General features: G+C 60.0%; 22 protein-coding genes. 13 read left to right on the forward strand and 9 right to left on the reverse strand.

Features of this window, described 5'->3' with window-relative positions:
- Positions 1-184 precede the first annotated feature (184 nt).
- Entirely contained in the window at positions 185-595 is a 411-nt protein-coding gene (rnk, locus tag CKW20_RS07695; protein ID WP_008076120.1) for a nucleoside diphosphate kinase regulator, read from the forward strand.
- Between the two features lie 7 nt (positions 596-602).
- Here rnk and CKW20_RS07700 read toward each other — a convergent pair whose 3' ends face one another.
- From CKW20_RS07700 to CKW20_RS07710, 3 genes are all read right to left on the reverse strand, one after another.
- Entirely contained in the window at positions 603-3,449 is a 2,847-nt protein-coding gene (locus CKW20_RS07700; RefSeq protein ID WP_095052404.1) for a class I adenylate cyclase, read from the reverse strand.
- 206 nt (positions 3,450-3,655) lie between these two features.
- Complete coding sequence (locus CKW20_RS07705; RefSeq protein ID WP_030129110.1) at positions 3,656-3,901, reverse strand: TIGR02647 family protein; 246 nt, start codon at positions 3,899-3,901, stop codon at positions 3,656-3,658.
- A gap of 309 nt (positions 3,902-4,210) precedes the next feature.
- Positions 4,211-4,495 carry a hypothetical protein gene (locus CKW20_RS07710; protein ID WP_095052405.1) on the reverse strand — a complete coding sequence of 95 codons (285 nt, stop codon included), beginning with the start codon at positions 4,493-4,495 and terminating at the stop codon, positions 4,211-4,213.
- Between the two features lie 125 nt (positions 4,496-4,620).
- Between CKW20_RS07710 and CKW20_RS07715 the strand changes: the two genes are divergently transcribed.
- Positions 4,621-5,280, forward strand: coding sequence for a glutathione S-transferase family protein (locus CKW20_RS07715; RefSeq protein WP_095052406.1), 660 nt, complete (start codon positions 4,621-4,623; stop codon positions 5,278-5,280).
- Between the two features lie 111 nt (positions 5,281-5,391).
- On the opposite strand, the gene argH is transcribed toward CKW20_RS07715, so the two are convergent.
- Complete coding sequence (argH, locus tag CKW20_RS07720) at positions 5,392-6,786, reverse strand: argininosuccinate lyase (RefSeq protein ID WP_095052407.1); 1,395 nt, start codon at positions 6,784-6,786, stop codon at positions 5,392-5,394.
- Between the two features lie 460 nt (positions 6,787-7,246).
- On the opposite strand from argH, the gene CKW20_RS07725 reads away from it, so the two are divergent.
- The 7 genes from CKW20_RS07725 to CKW20_RS07755 all read left to right on the forward strand — a co-directional run bounded on the left by CKW20_RS07725 (position 7,247) and on the right by CKW20_RS07755 (position 13,764).
- Positions 7,247-7,993, forward strand: a complete 747-nt coding sequence (locus CKW20_RS07725; protein WP_007899317.1) for a LytTR family DNA-binding domain-containing protein — start codon at positions 7,247-7,249, stop codon at positions 7,991-7,993.
- Positions 7,994-8,120: 127 nt separating this feature from the next.
- Positions 8,121-9,062 (forward strand): hydroxymethylbilane synthase, encoded by a 942-nt coding sequence (gene hemC, locus CKW20_RS07730; RefSeq protein WP_095052408.1) that lies wholly within the window; start codon positions 8,121-8,123, stop codon positions 9,060-9,062.
- Positions 9,059-9,826 carry a uroporphyrinogen-III synthase gene (locus CKW20_RS07735; RefSeq protein ID WP_095052409.1) on the forward strand — a complete coding sequence of 256 codons (768 nt, stop codon included), beginning with the start codon at positions 9,059-9,061 and terminating at the stop codon, positions 9,824-9,826. Before hemC ends, CKW20_RS07735 begins: the two co-directional genes overlap by 4 nt.
- A gap of 16 nt (positions 9,827-9,842) precedes the next feature.
- Entirely contained in the window at positions 9,843-10,985 is a 1,143-nt protein-coding gene (locus tag CKW20_RS07740; RefSeq protein WP_095052410.1) for a uroporphyrinogen-III C-methyltransferase, read from the forward strand.
- The gene (locus CKW20_RS07745) at positions 10,982-12,220 is read left to right on the forward strand and encodes a heme biosynthesis protein HemY (protein WP_095052411.1); all 1,239 of its coding nucleotides are present in this window, start codon (positions 10,982-10,984) and stop codon (positions 12,218-12,220) included. Before CKW20_RS07740 ends, CKW20_RS07745 begins: the two co-directional genes overlap by 4 nt.
- A 354-nt stretch (positions 12,221-12,574) precedes the next feature.
- Positions 12,575-13,126, forward strand: a complete 552-nt coding sequence (locus CKW20_RS07750; RefSeq protein WP_095052412.1) for a disulfide bond formation protein B — start codon at positions 12,575-12,577, stop codon at positions 13,124-13,126.
- A 179-nt stretch (positions 13,127-13,305) separates the two neighbouring features.
- Positions 13,306-13,764, forward strand: coding sequence for an Rsd/AlgQ family anti-sigma factor (locus tag CKW20_RS07755; protein WP_007899333.1), 459 nt, complete (start codon positions 13,306-13,308; stop codon positions 13,762-13,764).
- A 72-nt stretch (positions 13,765-13,836) separates the two neighbouring features.
- On the opposite strand, the gene CKW20_RS07760 is transcribed toward CKW20_RS07755, so the two are convergent.
- Positions 13,837-14,502: an FKBP-type peptidyl-prolyl cis-trans isomerase gene (locus CKW20_RS07760; protein WP_095052413.1), complete on the reverse strand. Its 666-nt coding sequence runs from the start codon at positions 14,500-14,502 to the stop codon at positions 13,837-13,839.
- A 192-nt stretch (positions 14,503-14,694) separates the two neighbouring features.
- On the opposite strand from CKW20_RS07760, the gene CKW20_RS07765 reads away from it, so the two are divergent.
- Positions 14,695-15,795: an AlgP family protein gene (locus tag CKW20_RS07765; protein WP_095052414.1), complete on the forward strand. Its 1,101-nt coding sequence runs from the start codon at positions 14,695-14,697 to the stop codon at positions 15,793-15,795.
- On the opposite strand, the gene CKW20_RS07770 is transcribed toward CKW20_RS07765, so the two are convergent.
- Positions 15,792-16,256 (reverse strand): TIGR02444 family protein, encoded by a 465-nt coding sequence (locus tag CKW20_RS07770; RefSeq protein WP_095052415.1) that lies wholly within the window; start codon positions 16,254-16,256, stop codon positions 15,792-15,794. The two genes, CKW20_RS07765 and CKW20_RS07770, sit on opposite strands and share 4 nt — an antisense overlap.
- Before the next feature lie 50 nt (positions 16,257-16,306).
- Between CKW20_RS07770 and CKW20_RS07775 the strand changes: the two genes are divergently transcribed.
- The 3 genes from CKW20_RS07775 (at position 16,307) to CKW20_RS07785 (ending at position 19,684) form a co-directional block, all read left to right on the forward strand.
- Positions 16,307-18,217: an ATP-binding cassette domain-containing protein gene (locus tag CKW20_RS07775; protein ID WP_095052416.1), complete on the forward strand. Its 1,911-nt coding sequence runs from the start codon at positions 16,307-16,309 to the stop codon at positions 18,215-18,217.
- Entirely contained in the window at positions 18,217-18,798 is a 582-nt protein-coding gene (locus CKW20_RS07780) for a mechanosensitive ion channel family protein (RefSeq protein ID WP_095052417.1), read from the forward strand. Before CKW20_RS07775 ends, CKW20_RS07780 begins: the two co-directional genes overlap by 1 nt.
- Before the next feature lie 253 nt (positions 18,799-19,051).
- Positions 19,052-19,684, forward strand: a complete 633-nt coding sequence (locus CKW20_RS07785; protein WP_095052418.1) for a LysE family transporter — start codon at positions 19,052-19,054, stop codon at positions 19,682-19,684.
- A gap of 161 nt (positions 19,685-19,845) precedes the next feature.
- Here the strand turns inward: CKW20_RS07785 and CKW20_RS07790 are convergent, their stop codons facing one another.
- The 3 genes from CKW20_RS07790 to CKW20_RS07800 are packed head-to-tail and all read right to left on the reverse strand — an operon-like array spanning position 19,846 to position 21,591.
- On the reverse strand, positions 19,846-20,589 hold the full coding sequence (locus CKW20_RS07790; protein WP_095052419.1) for a penicillin-binding protein activator LpoB: 744 nt from the start codon (positions 20,587-20,589) through the stop codon (positions 19,846-19,848).
- Positions 20,590-20,592: 3 nt separating this feature from the next.
- Entirely contained in the window at positions 20,593-21,180 is a 588-nt protein-coding gene (lpoB, locus tag CKW20_RS07795; RefSeq protein WP_095052420.1) for a penicillin-binding protein activator LpoB, read from the reverse strand.
- Positions 21,181-21,219: 39 nt separating this feature from the next.
- Positions 21,220-21,591 carry a YcfL family protein gene (locus CKW20_RS07800; protein WP_095052421.1) on the reverse strand — a complete coding sequence of 124 codons (372 nt, stop codon included), beginning with the start codon at positions 21,589-21,591 and terminating at the stop codon, positions 21,220-21,222.
- Positions 21,592-21,596 lie beyond the last annotated feature (5 nt).

Here is a 21,596-nt window from a genome sequence, read left to right on the forward strand (position 1 = left end):
TGCTGCGCAGCCGAACGCAGGCTTCGCCAGCTGCTACAAGGGCCGTGGTCGCCCCTGGCTTGTATATTTATTGAGCTGTGATAGTGTCCAGAGATGCCTCAACCCATCGAGGCTCGTGAAAACCCCGCCTTTTTCTGGCGGGGTTTTGCTTTTTTCGTGCAGAAGAAAGGAGTCTGCCCTGATCATGACCGCACCTTCCATCACCCTTACCCGTCTGGACGTACAACGTCTGGAGCGCCTGATCGACAGCCTGGATGACACGCTGCCGGGCGTTATCGCGCTGCAAACCGAACTGGATCGCGCCGATACTCTGGTCGGTCACGATGAAGTGCCCGCCGATGTCGTGACCATGAATTCCCGTGTGCATTGCCGTGAAGAGAGCAGCGGCAAGGACTATCACCTGACTTTGGTTTACCCCAAGGATGCCAACGCCGACGAAGGCCGGATTTCCATTCTGGCGCCGGTGGGCAGTGCTTTGCTGGGCTTGAAAGTCGGTCAGCACATCGACTGGCCGGCACCGGGCGGCAAGACCCTCAAACTGACTCTGCTGGAAGTCGAATCGCAGCCTGCCAATGGCGGCGCCTTCCCGGAATGACACCCCTTCAGACCTGCTCGAGCGCCTCATTCAAGGCGCGCTCCAGGTCGGCCTTGTAGCGCAGATACAAATGGCTTGAACCATGACCATCACCGAGCAGGCCTGACAGGTCCAGGTCGGTGATGTAGCAGCGATAGCGTTTTGTCTCGCGGCGTTGCTCGACGATTTCCCGGGCGACTACGCTGAACAGTTGATCGCCATGTTCCAGCTCGGAAAATTCCCGCTGATTGCAGTACAACGTGACCTGCACCTGCCCCGGTGCGGCTTTGCCGACGATGGCCTGCACGTCATAGAACGGTTTGTTGACCGGGGTTTGCGGCGCCGGCCGGGCTTCGACCCGACGCGCCCGTGCGGTACCTGAAGGCAATATCTGGTAATACAACGTATCCAGACTCAGCGGTTGGGCTGCGTCCATCGGCAGCAAGGCATCGCGCCGGTACTGGATCGATTGCAGGAAGCGTTGCAGCGGCACCAACAGGCTGTGTTCATCGTGATAGGGCAGGCGCTGCTGCCACAGGGCATTGAATTCATCCAGTACATACAGATCGGCCTGGTGTTCGTTGATCCGGTAGAACACCTGAACGCAATCGGGTTGCCCCATGGGCAGGATCAGCGCCAGGTCATGGTCTTCCAGTGCCATCGGGTCCAGATGAAACGGGCTGTAGCTCGCCAGTTCTTCGCCGAGGTAGTCGAACAGCGCCGGCAGAGTGGCAAGGGCGACGTGATTGACCTGGCCGGGCACCAGCTCCAGCACGTGGTAGTGCTGCTGGACCTGAATCAGGTAACGATGATTGAGTTTGCTCAGCAGCAGGTTCTGCGCGGTGTCGAGGATTTCTTCAACCCGTCGGGCAATGAATTGCGCACGGTTGTGGCAGAAGCAACGCACCCGCAGCTTGGGCTGTTGTGGCCCGTCCGGCAGGTCATTGAGGTAATCGCGCAGGCAGTCGAGCAGGGCGTGGGGGCCGTCAAAACGGCTGACCAACACCTCGTTCCAGCTATTGAGCGTGACCTGATCCAGGGTCAGTACCAGGTTTTCCCGCACGCCGGCATAGCTCAAGGAGTCGGTGCGTTCGGTGGTCATCAGGATGTTCAGGTCGCGATGGTGCCTGAGCGGATCGACGCCGACGTTCACCAGAATCAATATTTCGCTCGGCACACTGGCGCGCAGCAAAGGCTCTTCGGCGACGGTGGTCAGGGGCAGGGCGATGCTCTGTTGCAGGCTGCCGAGCAAGTTGAACAGTTCGAACTCGCTCAAGTCGCTGGTGCCGGGGTGCAGGGCCAGACGGGTGCTGCTGTCGATCACGCCATTGCGGTGGCACCAGGTGAGCAGTTCCAGCAACTGACGGCTGCGTTTGATCGGCGAGAAATGCTCCCACTCGTGGACGGTCAAACTGCCGTTGTACAAACCCCATTGGGTTTGCCCCGGTTCTTTCTTGTTTGGCGCCTGCACCAGCGTCAGGGTGTCTTCGGCGAGATCGGGGGCGATGCCCGGGTTGATGAATTCGACCTTGTCGGCCTTGCGCTCGAAGGCTGCGTACAACCGCCGGCCCAGCACATTGAGGTCGCGCTTGTTGATCAGGCTGACAGTCTGCTCGTTGCGGGCAAACTGCGTCAGAAAGCGGTAGCTGTAATTCAGCTCGCCGACCAGGGCTCGGCGTTCGGCGCTGACCTGGCGGACTTTCCATTGGCTGCGACTGTCGAGCAGCGCGAGCTGACGCGGATCCCAATGCCATTCGTGGGTCAGGCGTTCGAGCAATGAACGCTGCCAGCTCTGGGTGCGACCGCTGCTGCCGGTGAGCTTGCGATTGATCTTCAAGTACAGCGCGCGGCGTACCAGCTCCAGGCGTTCCGGTTCACCCCGAGCCGTGAGGTATTCCTCGATTCGTCGGTAAACCACGACGTATGGGTCCAGTTCGTCGAGGTCCAGTCGATTGGCAAACACCGCCTGCTTGAAGCGCAGGCTCAGGCAATGGACCTTGGGGTGTTCGCTGGCGTAGACCTCGGTCAGCAGCAGTTTGAGCACTGATTTGTACGGTGACTCGATGCCTTTGAACAATTGCCAGAGCCCGGCACCGATGAATTCGCCGGGCGGGATATACGCCAGATGCCCCAGGTCCAGGGTTTCGTCGGAACGGATAAAACGCTTGGATAACAGCGTGTGGGTATAACGGTCGTACGCTGCTTCTTCATAAACCGGCACCAGCCACCAGATGGGGGTACGGCCAGCCAGCCAGATTGCGGTGCGGTAGAACTCATCCAGCAGCAGATAGTGCTGGGTGGTGCCGCAGTCTTCCGAACTCAGCTGGGTATCGCGCTCGCCGAGCACGAAGCGAGCCGGGTCGATCAGGAAGAAATGCGCCTCGGCGCCCTGGCTGGCGGCCCATAGCTCAAGCAACTGGCATTTCTTGCGCAGCTCTGTGAGCTCGATTTCGCTCAAGTCCGGTCCGTGACAGACCCAGACGTCCATGTCGCTCTGGTCGGCTTGGGCCAGGGTACCGAGGCTGCCCATCAGGAACAGGCCGTGAATCGGTCGCGGCGGATTGCTGCCGTGGCGCGGCTTGTAGGAAAACGAGCGGGTCAGGCGCTGGGCTTCGGCGAGGGCGTTAGCGTCAGGTTCGAAATTCGACAGCCCGGCCGGGGTGCTACCCGAAACGTAACCCGGTAATAGCGGATGATTGACATGGAAAAACAGCGGCAGCAGGGTCAGCACCGTTTGCTGACGGGTCGACAACCCTTCCATGGCACGGGCCATGCGACCCTCGTTGAGCTTCAGAAAACGGGCGCGCAGCTGGCTGAGAACCTTGCGGTCGATTCCCTCGTCCAGATCGGGGCGGATTTCATGGGTGCGGGTCATGTCAGCTCAATCCGGCTCGCGGGGCTCGGACGTGGGAGGGCTTAGGGTGAGGGGCAGTTTAGCGCCTCGGCCCCGGCACTTTCAGGCTGATTCTGTATTTCCGGTGTCAGGGTTCTGCCGCCGGGTGACGGGAGGTACCAAACAAAAAACCGAGTATGCCCGCGGAAATCCCATGGTGGGGTTTTCCGCGAGCGATGCAGTGGAATTCAGGCTGTTTCTTGCACGGACAGAATGGTTAGAACGGTTTGCACATTTTGTGCAGCGTCACGCCCCAGGCTGGTCAGATAACCGCCATCGGGCTGGGTGATCAATTCTTTGTCGAACAGTCTTTGGGCGGCGGCAATGGCTTTCGGGGCAGCGGTCTGATGAATTTTCAAACCTTCCTGGGAACTGTCCAGGTTGAAGAGGGCGAGGATTTCCAGTTCGGCAACCAACTCAGGGGTAAGCGACATAAGGACTCCAGACTTTCTAGGAATTAGACGATAGCGCTCCTAAGGTGATCCCACTCGCGCGGCATGTCCAGTGCTCGTAACAGGGTTTTTTCGCCTCGGGGTGGTTTCCAGTTTAGTCAGCGTCTGGGGCAAGGCGGTACTGATTGGTGACAATCTATGTGGAGGCGGGCTTCTGTGGCGAGGGGGCTTACCTGTGGCGAGGGAGCTTGCTCCCGTTGGGTCGCGAAGCGGCCCCAAAAGCTTTGCGACTGCTACGCAGCCGAACGGGAGCAAGCTCCCTCGCCACAAAAGCCCCGTGACAGGGTTGGGTTATTTCTTTTCCGGCGGCAATTCTGGCAGAGCGCGCAGCGCCGCTTCGTACCATTCGGTGTTGAACGCGCGGTCTTCTTCGAGGATCGCGTCGATTTCCACCGCCAACACGTGGGCCATCAGGTTGAGGATTTCTTCACGCTCGTAACCCACCAGGGTCAGCTTGTTGAAGGTCGCCTTGGCCGCTGGCGGGTTGTCGCTTTCGATCTGGTTTTCGATGGCTTCGATCAGGGTGTTTTCGGCGAACTCTTCTTCGTCGCTATCGATATCGTTTTGCTCGCTCATGGCAGGCTCCTCAAGGAAAGGCGGCCAGTTTACCCGCATTCAGCGCTGTGATGCTGCTGGCAAGAAGTGCCTGGGCGTTCTATAACTGGCGCTGCCAACCCCCTGCACGGCCTGGAGGCTATGTAATGCTCAAGCTTTATGGATTTTGCGTCAGCAACTACTACAACATGGCCAAGCTGGCGTTGCTGGAGAAGGGGCTGCCGTTTGAAGAAGTGCCGTTTTACCCAGGCACTACCCCCGAAACGTTAGCTATCAGCCCGCGTGGAAAGGTTCCGGTGCTGGGCGTCGAACAAGGTTTCATCAACGAAACCAGCGTGATTCTCGAGTACCTCGAGCAGAGCCAGAAAGGCACGCCGCTGCTGCCGAGCGATCCTTTCGAGCGAGCGCAGGTCCTGGCTTTGGCCAAGGAGATCGAGCTGTACATCGAACTGCCCGGACGCGCCTGTTATCCCGCGGCGTTTTTCGGCATGGCAGTGCCGGACGCTATCCAGGAAAAGACCAAGGCCGAGTTGCTGCTGGGGTTTGCCTCGCTGGGCAGGCACGGCAAGTTCACCCCTTATGTGGCGGGTGACAGTCTGAGCGTGGCGGATCTGTATTTTCTGTACAGCGTGCCGTTGGCGCGTGCCGTGGCGCAGAAGCTGTTCGATATCGATCTGCTGGCCGAGATGCCGGCAGCCAGGGCGCTGTTGGAGCGGCTGGAGCAGAACCCGCATGTGCAGCGGATCGCAAAGGACAAGGACGCGGCAATGCCAGCGTTTCTGGAGATGATCGCGTCCAAAAAGTAGACGTGTAACGATCTTGAGAATGCCTTCGCGGGCAAGTCGGATCGCCGCACCGCTCGCTCCTACAAGGACAAACACAGTCCCCTGTAGGAGCGAGGCTTGCCCGCGAAGCTTTTAACGGCTGGCGAGTAACGCCTGACCGCGAGCCACAGCCTTCTTGACCTGCGCCGGCGCAGTCCCGCCGATGTGGTCACGGGCATTCACCGAGCCTTCCAGGGTCAGCACGGCAAATACGTCCTGCTCGATCTGATCGCTGAACTTGCGCAGTTCTTCCAGGCTCATTTCTGCCAGATCCTTGCCGGAGTCCACGCCATACTTCACCGCGTGACCAACGATCTCATGGCAATCACGGAACGGCAGACCACGGCGGACCAAATAGTCAGCCAGGTCGGTGGCGGTGGAGAAACCGCGCAATGCCGCTTCGCGCATCATGGCGTGCTTGGGTTTGATCGCCGGGATCATGTCGGCAAAGGCCCGCAGCGAGTCGCGCAGGGTGTCGGCGGCGTCGAACAGCGGTTCCTTGTCTTCCTGATTGTCCTTGTTGTAGGCCAGCGGCTGGCCTTTCATCAGGGTCAGCAGGCCCATCAATGCGCCAAATACCCGGCCAGTCTTGCCGCGAACCAGCTCTGGCACGTCCGGGTTTTTCTTTTGCGGCATGATCGAGCTGCCGGTGCAGAAACGGTCCGGCAGATCGATGAACTGGAACTGCGCGCTGGTCCACAACACCAACTCTTCGGAGAACCGCGACAAGTGCATCATCGCGATGCTCGCGGCCGAGCAGAACTCGATGGCGAAGTCGCGATCGGACACGTTGTCCAGGGAGTTACCGCCGACCGCGTCGAAGCCCAGCAGTTGAGCGGTGTATTCGCGATCGATCGGGTAAGTGGTGCCGGCCAGTGCGGCGCTGCCCAGCGGCATGCGGTTGGTGCGCTTGCGGCAGTCGACCAGACGCTCGTAGTCGCGGCTGAGCATTTCGAACCAGGCCAGCATGTGATGGCCGAAGGTCACGGGCTGCGCGGTTTGCAGGTGAGTGAAGCCCGGCATGATGCTGGCGGCTTCGCGCTCGGCCTGTTCCAGCAAGCCTTGTTGCAGGCGCGTGATCTCGCTGAGGATCAGGTCGATCTCGTCACGCAGCCACAGGCGGATGTCGGTGGCGACCTGGTCGTTACGGCTGCGGCCGGTGTGCAGCTTTTTACCGGTCACGCCGATGCGGTCGGTCAGACGCGCCTCGATGTTCATGTGCACGTCTTCAAGGTCGATGCGCCAGTCGAACTGGCCGGCCTCGATTTCACCCTGGATGGTTTTCAGGCCGTCGATGATGCTGTCGCGCTCGGCATCGGTCAGCACGCCGACCTTGGCCAGCATGCTGGCGTGGGCGATCGAGCCCATGATGTCGTGGCGATACAGGCGCTGGTCGAAGGTGACGGAGGCGGTGAAGCGGGCGACGAAGGCGTCGACGGGTTCACTGAAGCGGCCGCCCCAGGACTGATTGGTCTTGTCAGTGCTCATGAATTCGCTCGTATCGGCTTGAAGAAAGATGGCGTGAAACGCTGACGCGGATAATAACAGGGTTGCCAATCCTGTCGCTGACACTGGTCGACAGGTTTTTTAGTATCGTGCGACCCCTGCACGAAGCAGGCGATACGGAAATTGCGCAACGATATTTTTCAATTGAGCAATATCGTCCCGGCAACCGTCTACAGTTGGACAGAGGATCAGCGCACTTCTCGATGCTGCAGCTGACTATAGAGAGAAGAGGGGTGTTCATATTGTGTATCAGCAAACCCTATGGCGATGCCTCGCCAGTGCGGGCCTGGGCCGTCGGTCACCCGGCAGATGAAAATTTAGCCGCCGGTCTCGCGGCACTTTTTGGCCCTCGCGCTAGTCTTAGCGTGGATCGCGGTGACGGACGTCACTTCACCTGTCTACGCTATCCTTGTGCGAGACTCACGCAGGAATCCAGCGCAATATGAATGTCCTGATCGTTGATGACGAACCCCTGGCCCGCGAGCGCCTGAGCCGAATGGTCGGCGAACTCGAGGGATACAATGTCCTGGAGCCCAGCGCCACGAACGGCGAAGAGGCGTTGGCACTGATCGACAGTCACAAACCGGATATCGTGCTGCTCGATATTCGCATGCCGGGCCTCGATGGCCTGCAAGTGGCTGCACGGTTGTGCGAACGCGAAACCCCGCCCGCCGTGGTGTTTTGCACCGGGCCCGATGAATTTGCCGTGGAAGCCCTACAGGCCAGCGCCGTGGGCTATCTGGTGAAGCCAGTGCGCACAGAACAGTTACATGAAGCATTAAAGAAAGCCGAGCGACCCAATCGCGTCCAGCTCGCGGCCTTGACTCGCCCCGCGGCCGAAACCGGTAGCGGTCCGCGCAGCCACATCAGCGCCCGCACCCGAAAAGGCATCGAGCTGATTCCGCTGGGTCAGGTGGTCTACTTTATCGCCGACCACAAGTACGTCACCTTGCGTCATGAAGGCGGTGAAGTGCTGCTCGATGAGCCACTCAAGGCCCTCGAAGACGAATTCGGCGACCGTTTCGTGCGGATTCACCGCAACGCACTGGTTGCCCGCGAACGCATCGAGCGGCTGCAACGCACGCCCCTGGGGCATTTCCAGCTGTTCCTCAAAGGTCTGAACGGCGATGCCCTGATCGTCAGCCGGCGCCATGTGGCCGGCGTACGCAAAATGATGCAACAGCTTTAATCGGGCGGATTTCTACCCTGTTACCGGACATTGAGGGCCAGGGAGGCCATGCAGTTTCTGATACAAGTCAAAGTGGATTTGGCTGAGCTGTTATTATCTGCCGTATCTATTCAGTACGGATTGATCCATGTCCTCTCCCGAAATCCGCATCGCCACCCGCAAAAGTGCTCTCGCCCTGTGGCAGGCCGAGTACGTCAAGGCTCGTCTGGAAGAGGCCCATCCGGGCCTGCTCGTGACGCTGGTGCCCATGGTCAGTCGCGGCGACAAGCTGCTCGATTCGCCGCTGTCGAAAATCGGCGGCAAGGGCCTGTTCGTCAAGGAACTGGAAACCGCGCTGCTGGAAAACGCAGCCGACATCGCCGTGCATTCCATGAAAGACGTGCCGATGGACTTCCCCGAAGGCCTCGGCCTGTTCTGCATCTGCGAGCGCGAAGACCCGCGCGATGCCTTTGTCTCCAATACCTACGCCAGCCTGGATGAGTTGCCGCCAGGCAGCATCGTCGGCACCTCCAGCCTGCGTCGTCAGGCTCAGCTGCTGACCCGCCGCCCGGACCTGGAAATCCGCTTCCTGCGGGGTAACGTCAACACTCGCCTGGCCAAGCTCGATGCCGGCGAATACGACGCCATCATCCTCGCTGCGGCGGGTTTGATTCGTCTGGGCTTCGAAGATCGCATCACTTCGGCCATCAGCGTCGAAGACAGTCTGCCGGCCGGTGGCCAAGGCGCGGTCGGTATCGAGTGCCGCAGCGCCGACACTGAAATTCATGCGTTGCTCGCACCGTTGCATCATCCGGATACAGCCACTCGCGTTACCGCCGAGCGTGCCCTCAACAAACATTTGAATGGCGGTTGCCAGGTACCAATCGCTTGCTACGCCGTGCTTGAAGGCGAGCAGATCTGGTTGCGTGGTTTGGTGGGTGATCCGGGCGGCGGCCTGCTGCTCAGCGCCGAAGCCCGTGCGTCACGGGGCGATGCCGAAGCTTTGGGTGTGCAAGTGGCCGAAGACCTGCTGAGCCAGGGCGCCGACGCCATTCTGAAAGCAGTCTATGGCGAGGCAGGGCACGAGTGACTGGCTGGCGCCTGTTGCTGACGCGCCCTGCGGATGAATCGGTGGCGCTTGCCCGTGTGCTGGCCAACGCGGGGGTTTTCAGCAGCAGCTTGCCGCTTTTGGATATCGAGCCGATTCCAGCCTCTGACACAATGCGCGAAGTGATTCAGAACCTGGATAGCTATAGCGCGGTGATCGTGGTCAGCAAACCGGCCGCCAGAATCGCTGTCGATCTGCTCAACCAGTACTGGCCGCAACCACCGGGTCTGAAGTGGTTCAGCGTGGGTGCGGCGACGGCGCAGATCCTCGAGGATAATGGGCTGGATGTGAGCTTCCCGGTCGACGGCGATGATAGCGAAGCCTTACTTGACCTTGTGCCGTTGCGCGAGGCTGTCGCCCGACCCGATCCACGGGTGCTGATCATGCGCGGGGAGGGTGGGCGCGAGTTGCTGGCTGAGCGTTTGCGCGAGCTTGGTGCTAGTGTCGAGTATCTGGAGTTGTACCGGCGCGGTCTGCCGCAATACCCGCCGGCAACGCTGCCTGGCCGGATCGAAGCGGAACGCTTGAACGGGCTGGTGGTCAGCAGTGGACAGGGTTTTGAGCACCTGCACCAATTGGCTGGCGATGCCTGGCCGAGCATGGTGCGGTTGCCGTTGTTTGTTCCAAGCCCCAGGGTCGCCGAGTTGGCACGTGCCGCCGGGGCCCAAACAGTTGTGGATTGTCGCGGCGCCAGTGCCGCGGCCTTGCTGGCGGCGTTACGGGAGCATCCCGTGCCCGTTTTCTAATGCAAAGGATGGATACGTGAGCGAAACAGCCTTGCCTAAAGATGACGTCCGGTCCGTGCTCGATGCACCGGTAGAAACTGCGCCACCTGCTGTTGAGCAGCGCCGAGGCAATGGGTTGGCAATCGTCGCGCTGCTGTTGGGCGCTGCCGGTGTTGCAGTGGGCGGTTGGGGAGTCTGGCAGGTGCGTCACCTGCAAGCCAATAACCAGCAGCAGTTGAGTCAGGTACAGGCGTTGAATGATCAGGCGCAGAGCCTGAAGCTCAACGAGCAACGCCTGACGGCTCGCCTGGAGCAAATGCCGGCGGCCGAGGAACTCGATGCGCGCAGTCGCCTGGTCATTCAACTTCAGGGCGATCAGCAACGCCTGAATCAACGCCTGGAAACCGTCCTCGGCGCGAGCCGCAAAGACTGGCGCCTGGCCGAAGCCGAGCACTTGCTGCGTCTGGCCAGCCTGCGTCTGTCGGCGTTGCAGGACATCAGCAGCGCTCAGGCCCTGGTGCAAGGGGCCGATGAGATTCTCCGTGAACAGAACGACCCGGGGGCGTTTGCCGCCCGCGAGCAAGTGGCCAAAACCCTGGTAGCCCTGCGCAGTACCGAACAGCCGGATCGCACCGGGTTGTTCCTGCGACTCGGCGCCTTGCGTGATCAAGTGATCAATCTCACCGAGCTGGCGCCTGAGTACAAGGACCGAGGCGAGTCCCTGCTGGGCCTGACCGCCGATGGCGACGGTGCTAGTCGCTGGGCGCAATGGTGGGATCAGATCTCGCGTTATATCCGCATCGATTTCAACGCCGACAAGAATGTCCGGCCGTTGCTGGCAGGGCAGAGCCTGAGCCAGGTGCGTCTGGCCCTGAGCCTGGCGCTGGAGCAGGCGCAATGGGCAGCGCTCAATGGACAAGCCGCGGTTTACACCCAGGCGCTGGCCGAAGCGCGGGACGTGCTCAAGGGCAACTTCAACCCGGACAACCCTCAGAGCAAAATCATGCTGGAGCAGGTGGCCGAGTTGAGCAAGCAGCCAGTTACGGTGGTCACACCGGATCTGACCGGCACGTTGAGTTCGGTTCAGGCCTACCTTGAGCGGCGCAACGTCAACGCCGAGGACTCGGTGAAACCGCTGGCCAAACCTGCCGCAAGCACTCTGCAGGAGGCAACGCCATGAAGCGCCTCTATGTGATCGTGTTCGTGGTCATCGCCGCTGCCGCCGCACTGGGGCTGGCGATTGCCGAGCATTCCGGCTACGTGCTGATCGCCTACAAAACTTTCCGTTACGAATCGAGCCTGTGGGCAACCCTGGCTCTGGTGGTCGTGCTGTGGCTGGTGTTCTGGGGCATCAAGGCGTTGGTCGAGCTGGTGACGACTTCCGGTGGAGTGGTCAATCCATGGTCGCGGCGCAATCGCAGTCGACGGGTGCAAGTGGCGATCGAGCATGGCCAGCTGGATTTGGCCGAGGGCCGCTGGGCCAGTGCGCAGCGTCATCTGTATCGCGCGGCGGAAGCCGAGCGCCAGCCGTTGCTCTATTACCTCGGTGCCGCCCGTGCCGCGAACGAACAAGGTCACTACGAGGAAAGCGACAACCTGCTGGAGCGCGCTCTGGAGCGACAGCCTCAGGCCGAGCTGGCGATTGCCTTGAATCATGCCCAATTGCAGACCGACCGCGGCGATACAGAAGGCGCGCTGGTGACCCTGCAAGCCATGCACGAGCGTCATCCTCATAATGTCCAGACCCTGCGCCAATTGCAGCGCTTGCTTCAGCAGCGGGGCGACTGGTCGGCTGTGATTCGCTTGTTGCCAGAGTTACGCAAGGACAAGGTGCTGCCACCGACCGAGCTGGCTGAACTGGAGCGTCGCGCCTGGGGTGAGAATCTTTCGTTGGCGGCGCACCGGGAAGAGGACGGAACGGTCGGGTTGCAATCGCTCAATCGCGCCTGGCAACAACTCACCGCCGCTCAACGCCAGGAACCGCAACTGGTGTTGGCCTATGCCGAGCAGTTGCGGCAATTGGGGGCGCAGGTCGAGGCCGAAGAGATCCTGCGTGCAGCCCTCAAGCGCCAATACGACAGCCATCTGGCGCGCTTGTACGGGCTGGTTCGCGGCAGCGATCCGGCCAGGCAACTGCACATCGCCGAGGGTTGGCTCAAGGATCATCCCGCCGACCCGAGCCTGTTGCTGACGTTGGGCCGTTTGTGTCTGCAAAGCAGTCTGTGGGGCAAGGCCAGGGATTATCTGGAAAGCAGTCTGCGGGTGCAGCGCAACCCTGAAGCCTGCGCCGAACTGGCGCGGTTGCTGGCGCAACTGGGTGACACCGAACGCAGTAATCAGCTGTTCCAGGAGGGCTTGGGTCTATTGGATGAGCGCTTGCTGGCGGCACCATTGCCAGTACCGGCTCACGCCTGATTTCCTGAGTCGGACCTATGTAGCAGCTGGCGCAGCCTGCGTTCGGCTGCGCAGCAGTCGTCATACGTTTAACGCGATCCATCTGACCAATCCGTGGTTCCTGTTTTACGACTGCTGCGCAGCCGAACGCAGCCTTCGGCAGCTGCTACAAGGGGCGGGAATCGCTCCGAATCCACCACCGTTTCAGCGTTGTAACCCTTCGCCGACAAAATCCTACAAAGGACTACATCAAGTCCTCTCGACCCTGTCGGGAATTCCCTACACTTCTGCTGAAGTGTCCGTGGTGGCCTGCCTTGAAAGGCTGCTGCGCTTTCCTCTACCGTAACCGCCTGTCTCCACTGCTACGGAAAAGCCATGTCTTTGGCCTGCTCACGCTCCTTGTTTTTCATGGTTTTCATTGCAGGTGCCCTGGCCTTGGGCGTTTCCTATTACCTGGAATATGCGGTCGGCCTCAAGCCTTGCGGGTTGTGCCTGTTGCAGCGGGTTTGTCTGGCGCTGCTCACGGGTGTCTGCCTGGCGGCTTCAGTGCAGGGACCTGGCCGGTTTGGATCCTTCCTGTATTGGTTGCTGGGTCTGCTTTGCAGTCTGGCGGGTACCGTCACGGCATGGCGGCAAGTGGTGTTGCAGAGCGATCCGGTGCATCAGCTATCGGCATGCTCGCCCAATTTGGCCGATCTGTTCGCCAGTACGCCCTGGTTGTGTGTCGTGCAGCGCATGTTCAAAGGAACCGCCGACTGCGCGGAAATTTCCTGGACGCTGTTCGACCTGAGCATCCCGGAATGGAGTCTGCTGTTCTTCGTTGCGATGATGATTCTGGGCGGGCATCAGTTGTTGCGCCTTGTCTGGATCGCGTGTCAGCGACCGCTCAGCGGCGAGTCGTCGCACCGGGTACTGGCAGGTGATTAAACACTTGTATGAACTTTATCTCCTGCGTACCTTGAAGCCATAGGCGCGCGGGCATAATCTGGCCCGCACGTGTCATTGGATTTATGTTGCTCGAATGACGCTCTGCCTGGTCGATTCTTGATCTTCAAGTGTGCGACAGGTGTAGAGCAGCATGACCCACAAGGGAAGAGAGAATCACCATGCTCGAAAGTTGTCAGAATGCTCAGGAACGTTGGGGTGGAGTGCATCTGCTGATCGATCGCTGGTTGCAGGAGCGTCACGAACTGGTTCGGGCCTATGACGCTCTTGGCGCCAAGCCCGAAGCTTTGGGCGAGAACCGAAAACCGTTGCAGGAGTTCTGCGGTGTGCTGGTCGACTACGTGTCTGCCGGGCATTTCGAGATCTACGAACAGCTGACCGGCGAAGCCAAGGCGTTCGGTGATACTCGCGGTCTGGAGTTGGCCGAGACGATTTACCCGCGCATCGACGTCATCACCGAGAAGCTGCTGGCGTTCAACGACCTGTGTGATGCCGGTAAGTGTGTGGCGGAGAAATTCAAGGAGCTGGGTGGCTTGTTGCACGAACGCTTCGAACTGGAAGATTGCCTGATCGAAGTGCTGCACACCGCTCACAAGGAAGAGGATTCGGTTCAGGCCTGAGCCCTTCTCGCAAGACTCCTCCCAAGAAACCAGAAACGGTGCGCAATGCGCGCCGTTTTTCGTTTCCGGTTTTCAGCTTGTAGCACCACGCAATTCAACTTCGAATACCAGCGGCGTGAACGGCGCGATCAAGTCGCCGGCACCGTCGGCACCATAGGCTTGGGCCGATGGAATCACCAGGCGCCATTTCGCGCCGACCGGCATGTTTTGCAACGCACTGCGCCATCCGCTGATTACGCTATCAAGACTGAACCACTGCGGCTGGCTGTTCTGGTCGAACACTGAGCCGTCAGGCAGGCGTCCGATATACAGCACCTGGACCTTGCCGCTCGGACCCGCCTTGGCGCCGGTGCCTGAAGTGAGCTCCGTCAGCAATATTCCATCTGCCAGTTCGCGAACACCGGGTTTGGCTTTTTCCTCAGCGAGAAAACGTCGCTCGCTTTCCAAAGCCAATTCGCTTTGCGGTACAGGTGATTGCATGGCAATCCGGGCCTCATGCTCGGCCAGAATCTGTTCGATCCGCTCATCTTTCAGTGCCAGCGGCTTGCCTTGATAGGCTTGCTGCAAACCTTCGAGCAGGGCCTGAAGTTGCAGGTCCGGAACCTCCTGGCGCAAGCGTTCGCCAAGGCTTGCGCCCAAGCTGTAAGCGAGGTCGTGAGCGTCATTTGCGGCAGTTTTTTCGGCGGCCTGGGCTGTAGAAAAAAACACGCACAGCGATAAAAAAAAGTAGCGCGACATGGGCACTCTCCGACCTGAGATGCGCAGGATTATGCCAGTGGGAATGCGCTCGAAGGTGAACTGGTTTTACCTGAGTGCAGAACTTTTTTGCTCTGTTGCAACGGAGTGCTTTCGATACTGTCAACATGCCCTAGCGGCGCTTGCAGCAGAGGTCTAGTATGAGCCGCATTCACGCCAGCCAGGAGGTAAACCATGTCGGCCACCAAGAAGCCAGTAAATACTCCGTTGCACTTACTCCAACAACTCTCGGGCAGCTTGCTCGAGCATTTGGAAAACGCTTGTTCCCAAGCTCTGGCTGATGCTGAAAAACTGCTCGCCAAGTTGGAAAAGCAGCGCGGAAAAGCGCAGGAAAAACTGCACAAATCCCGGACCAAATTGCAGGACGCTGCGGCGGCCGGCAAAGCCAAGGCGCAAGCCAAGGCCAAAGAGGCGGTGAAAGAACTTGAGGACTTGCTCGATGCCCTCAAGGGTCGCCAGTCCGAAACGCGCAGCTACATCCTGCAACTCAAACGCGACGCTCAAGAAAGCCTGAAACTGGCCCAAGGTGTCGGTCGTGTCCAAGAGGCTGTCGGCAAGGCGTTGTCCCTGCGTTCGGCCAAGCCAGCTGCGGCACCTGCGAAGAAAGCCGCGGCCAAACCAGCTGCTGCAAAAGCACCGGCCAAGCCTGCTGCCAAAGCTTCGGTGAAAGCCGTCGCCAAGCCAGCCGCAAAACCGGCGGCGAAAAAAACAGTCGCTGCCAGTGCTGCGAAACCAGCGGCTAAAACGACGGCTGCCAAACCTGCCGCCAAGCCAGCTGCTGCTAAAACAACTGCTGCCAAAACAGCTGCGAAACCCGCCGTTGCAAAAACTGCACCGGCAAAACCAGCGGCTAAACCGGCTGCCAAGCCAGCCGCTAGAACTGCCGCCGCGAAACCGGCTGCCAAGCCAGCCGCCAAACCTGTCGCGGCTAAAACCGCCGCAGCCAAGCCTGCTGCGAAACCCGCTGCAAAAGCTGCGGCCAAACCCGCCGCGAAACCGGCTGCCAAAACTGCTGCTGCGAAATCGGCCGCTGCTGCCAAGCCAGCCACTGCCGTCAAACCAACCGCTGCAAAACCAGCAGCCAAGCCAGCTGCAAAACCGGCCGTGAAAAAGCCCGTCGCCGCTGCCAAACCGGCTGCTGCGCCAGCGATCAAGCCAGCAACTCCGGCCCCGGCCTCCTCGGCTTCGCCCGCACCTGCAGCAACCACCTCGACCACCACGTCTGCGCCAACGCCAGCCGCACCGTCGAGCACCACCCCAACCAGCGCTTCCTAAGTGCCGGTTACCGCGACGCGCAGCTGATGCAGCGCGTCGCGGTTCAGGTTGGCGGCACCTGCCGCCATACCTTCGAGCCAGGCCGTTCGTTCGGTCTCCTCACACTGCGGCCAACTCTGTGCCAATCGTTCCAGCCGTGACAAGAGATGTCGTTCGGCTTCCATCTCCAGTGATTTTACTTGTTCGCGCAAATCATTCAGCCCGGCATCCTCGCTAGCGCCGGCTTTCCATTGCAGGCGCAAGGCGCGCAACGGTTGCACGACATCCGTGTCCCAAGGCCCGGCTACATCACGAAGCAGCTGCAAGCGTTGTTTGTTGCAGGTGACTCCACGTTCTTCCAGCCACAACCCGCACAACAGCAGGCACACATTCACGCCTGCCGATTGCAATTTCAGGCAGGCATCTTCAACGCCGGGACGGGCGTAAGTGTCAAGGGAAAAGCTCCACAGGTCAGAGGACATAGTGCTACTCGCGCCAGTTGCGAGCGAAGCTGGTAGACTCCGCCGCCATTATGATTCGACTTCAGAACCTGACTTTACAGCGTGGCCCGCAACGTCTGCTAGAAGACGCCGAGCTGACCCTGCACGCCGGCCACAAAGCCGGCCTCATCGGTGCCAACGGCGCCGGCAAATCGAGCCTGTTCGCCTTGATTCGTGGCGAACTGCACCCGGACTCGGGTGACTGCTTCCTGCCGGCCGACTGGCGCATCGCCCACATGCGTCAGGAAATCGAGACGCTCGAACGCCTGGCGGTCGACTACGTGCTCGATGGTGACCTGCGTCTGCGCGAGGTGCAACGCGACCTCGCCGCAGCCGAAGCGGCTCATGACGGTGCCGCTCAGGCCCGCTTGCACTCGGAACTCGACAGCGCCGACGGCTACACCGCCGACGCTCGGGCTCGAAAGCTGCTGGCCGGCCTTGGGTTCACCAACGAGCAGATGGATCGGCAAGTAGGAGATTTCTCCGGTGGCTGGCGGATGCGTCTGAACCTGGCGCAGGCTTTGATGTGCCCTTCGGACCTGTTGCTGCTCGACGAACCGACCAACCACTTGGATCTCGACGCCATCATCTGGCTCGAAGAGTGGCTTAAAAGCTATCCCGGCACCTTGCTGCTGATTTCCCACGACCGGGACTTCCTCGATGCCGTGGTCGATCACGTAGCCCACGTCGATCAACGCAAGATCACCCTGTATCGCGGTGGTTATAGCGCCTTCGAGCGCGCCCGTGCCGAACGTCTGGCCCAGCAACAACAGGCCTACGAGAAGCAGCAGGCGCAACGTGCGCACATGGAAAGCTACATCGCCCGCTTCAAGGCCCAGGCCACCAAGGCCCGTCAGGCCCAGAGCCGGATCAAGGCGCTGGAGCGGATGGAAGAGTTGTCCGCCGCGCACGTCGATTCGCCGTTCGATTTCGTCTTCCGCGAGTCGACGAAAATTTCCAGTCCGCTGATCGACCTGTCGGATGCTCGTCTGGGTTACGGCGACAAAGCCGTGCTGGAGAAGGTCAAGCTGCAACTGACTCCTGGCGCGCGGATCGGTTTGCTCGGCCCGAACGGCGCGGGTAAATCGACCCTGATCAAAAACCTCGCCGGTGAACTCGAACCGTTGGCTGGTCGCCTGACGCGCGGTGAAAACACCGTCGTTGGCTACTTCGCCCAGCATCAGCTGGATTCCCTCGACTCCAAGGCCAGCCCGTTGCTGCACTTGCAGCGCCTGGCGCCGACCGAGCGTGAGCAGGCCCTGCGCGACTTTCTCGGTGGTTTCGACTTCCGCGGCGCGCGTATCGATGAGCCGGTGCTGAATTTCTCCGGCGGTGAGAAGGCGCGTCTGGCCTTGGCATTGATCGCTTGGGATCGACCGAACTTGTTGCTGCTCGATGAACCGACCAACCACCTGGATCTGGAAATGCGTCTGGCGCTGACCATGGCCCTGCAGGAATTCAGTGGTGCGGTACTGGTGGTCTCACACGATCGCCACCTGCTCAAAAGCACCACCGACAATTTCTATCTGGTGGCAGACGGCAAGGTCGAGGAGTTCGACGGCGACCTGGAAGACTACGCCCGTTGGCTGGTCGAATACCGTCAACGCAATGCCCCGGTCAGCAACACTCCGGTCAATCCGGACAAGACCGACAAGAAGGCCCAGCGCCAGGCCGCTGCTGCATTGCGTCAGCAGTTGGCACCGCACAAGCGCGAGGCCGACAAGCTTGAAGCCGAGTTGGGCAAGCTGCACGAGAAGCTGGCGAAGATCGATACCAGTCTTGGCGACAGCGACATGTATGAACCGATGCGCAAGAACGACTTGCGTGATCTGCTGGCTGAGCAGGCCAAGCTGAAGGTGCGTGAAGCCGAACTGGAAGAAGCCTGGATGGAAGCGCTGGAACTGCTGGAAAGCATGCAGGCGGAGCTGGAGGCGCTGTCCTGATGGATGCCTTCAAGTTGCCGTTGCCGGCGATGTGGGTCGAACCGCTCTGGTTGGTCGTGCAAATCCTGCTGATTCTGCTGGCCGGTTATATTGCCCAGCGCGTCGTCGCTAAATGCCTGACTCGATTGGGCGAGCGCTACCCGTTTCCGCCGCAGTTTTTCATGCCGCTGCGCGGCGGTTTGCGCTGGCTGATCATGGGCAGTGCGCTGATCTTTGTGCTGGAGCGCCTTGGCGTGTCGGCCACAGTGCTCTGGACGGCGTTGTCCGGTTTCGTGGCGGTAGCCGCTGTGGCGTTCTTCGCCATGTGGAGCGTGCTGTCCAACCTGCTTTGCGCGATTCTGATCTTTACCGTCGGCCCATTTCGTATCGGTGATGTGGTCGAGTTGGTGGATACCACCGACAAGCCCGGCGTCAAAGGCCGGGTGGTGGCGATCAATCTGCTCTACACCACGCTGATCGAAGCCGAAGAACTCGGTACCGGCAGCGCCATGGTGCAAGTGCCCAATAGCCTGTTCTTCCAGCGCTCGGTTCGACGCTGGCGCGGTACGGATGTGTTTCCTTCGAACGGGTTCGAGAAGTAAGCCTTCTGTTGCCTGCCATATCGCCATCGCGAGCAGGCTCGCTCCCACAGTTTTTTTGGGTCGGTTTACAGGTTTGTGATCAGACCAAAACCCTGTAGGAGCGAGCTTGCTCGCGATGGCGGTCCGTCAGACGATGGGCCCTTCAAGCCATAAACACTGGTCGGCAGTCGCCATGTCCTGCAAAAATCGGTAGTCATCAGCCCAAAGGCGCATTAGCTTAGACGTCTGTCACGAGTCAGGGTCGAGGTGTGTGATGTTGCTTCAAACATGGCTGGCATTTTTTGCCGCCTGCTGGGTGATCAGTCTTTCTCCCGGTGCCGGCGCCATTGCGTCGATGTCCAGCGGTTTGCGCTACGGTTTCTGGCGCGGTTACTGGAACGCCCTGGGTCTGCAACTGGGCTTGGCGTTGCAGATTGCGATTGTCGCTGCCGGTGTCGGTGCGATCCTTGCGGCCTCTGCCACGGCTTTCTATGCGATCAAATGGTTCGGCGTGGCCTACCTGGTCTATCTCGCGGTCAAGCAATGGCGCGCGCTGCCCAATGAAATGAGCGACGACGCAGCCGTACGGCAGATCGGCAAGCCGATGGCGCTGGTCTTCCGCGGTTTTCTGGTGAATGTCAGCAACCCCAAGGCCTTGGTGTTCATGCTCGCGGTGCTGCCGCAGTTCATTGATCCGCATGCACCGCTGGTGGCCCAGTACCTGATCCTCGGCGTGACCATGATCTGTGTCGACCTGATCGTCATGGCCGGCTACACCGGGCTGGCGGCGAAGGTGCTGCGTTTGCTGCGTACGCCCAAACAGCAAAAACGCATGAACCGTACCTTTGCCGGGTTGTTCATTGGCGCGGCGGCGTTCATGGCGACCCTGCGTAAAGCGGCGGTGTAAAACCTTCAGGCACAAAAAAGGCGACCTCTTCAGGTCGCCTGATCGTTCCCATGCTCTGCGTGGGAATGCCTCAACGGACGCTCCGCGTTCGGCTCTTTGGGACGCAGAGCGTCCCTGGCTGCTGCATTCCCACGCGGAGCGTGGGAACGATCAGAGCCTACTCAGTGCAGAATCACCGGCGCCGTATCCCGCGGCGGGTCATTGCGCAATGGGGCTTGTCTCGGCTGCTCATAGCCACCGTCACCGAGCTGTTGGCTCAATTGCGCAGCCACATCCTCACCCAGAGCCTTTGACACATCACGTACCACCCGTGGGCGGTTCAGCGAAATCCTGATATCCCGACCATTCACCAGTTTGGTGTCCTGACCTTCACCCATCGCCGTGAAGGCCGAGGTGATCTCATAGGTCTTGGTGTTGATCAGACTGAAATCCGCCACCAGCGTCAGCCCCAGCACCGCCGAATAGCTGTCGGTGTTGGCCAGCTCGGTCGTGTCGCGGGTGAAATCGATGTCCGACACGGTGCCGAACAGCACATAGTCGGCACCCTTGAAACTGCCGGCCCTGATCCGCTTGATCACGTCATACACGTCACCTTTGGACGATGCCGTGTAAGGCGTGCCCTGCACCAGCTGGAACATGCCGGTGCGCAAAATCTCGCCCTTGATGTCGCCGGTGAATTTACGCAGTTCGCCTTGCTCGATGTAGCTGCTGGTTGCTTCGATTTCGTTGTAACTCGAAGAACCGCTGGCGCTGTAGTGATTCGCCTGGAAATTGCTCTGTGCCGAAACGATGTGGATGTATTGCTCCACTCGCTCTCGATACGCCAGATCCGTCACCGCGACTTTCGGGGCCGCTTGCACGCTGAACGCACAAGCCAGGGCCATCATGCCAATCCATGCGCGCATCGCTTAACGCTCCGTGGTTTTGCGGATCTCTTTTTCGTCCATCCATTCGGCCAGACCGCTTTCAACGTCGATCAATTGCAGGCTGAATTTGTAGAAGACATCCTTGTAATCGCTGCTGCGCTTGACGATCGAGCTGATCGAGCCTTCGATGCGATACCGGGCAGCGATCATGTTGCCAGTCTTGGCCACGGTGCTTTTCTTGTACAGGCCGCTCTGGTTTTGCAGCTTGAGCTGGTCGACCTGGCTCTGCATCGCAGTGTTGTCGCTGGCGAAGCGGGCAACGCCGGTTTTCATCAGCTGGGTCTTGATGCTGGTGGTGATTTCGCGGGTGTCGATGTACTCGCTGGTCTTGTTCTTCACGTCGTAGACCTGAACCACCGGACGGCCTTGCAGGATGCCGGACTGGGCCAGGGAGCGGGTCATGGATTCTGCGATCATCTGCAGGTCAGTAGAACCGAACTCGTTGGTCACGGTTTCCACGGCTTTGGTGTCGCCGTAGCTGATGTTTTTGCTGCCCAGCGTTGGCGAAGTATTGGCGCAACCGCTGGCCAGGAGGGCGATGACGGCGATGAACGAAAAGCGTGCAAACATGGGAATGCTCTCTAGAACTGAACGAATAGGGTATCGGGCTTAAGGCGTTTTGATTTCGAGGCGGAAATCCACGGCTTTGGCGGTTGGCGCAATGGCCTGAATGAAACGGGTCTGCTCGCCGTACATCATCTGGCTTTTCCAGGTTTCCTCTTCGGCAACCGGGAAGCCTTCAGGGCCGAGCCAGGCAAAACGGTAGTAGAAGGTTTTGTTGTTGTAGCTGGTGTTGCTCAGCTGCGCATTGACCGTCATAAAACCGTTTTCCCGGGCCACGCGCATGGCGCCGACCACGATGTTCTTGAGCTTGCCCATGGCCACGACCTTGCTGGCAGCGCTGCCTGGCTCCGGCGGTGGCGGGGTGGCGCAGCCGGCCAGCAAGGCCAGGGCGACGACAGGGATGAATTTGAAGCGCATGCAAA

The organism is Pseudomonas sp. Irchel s3b2 (assembly GCF_900187445.1).
Lineage (GTDB): Bacteria > Pseudomonadota > Gammaproteobacteria > Pseudomonadales > Pseudomonadaceae > Aquipseudomonas.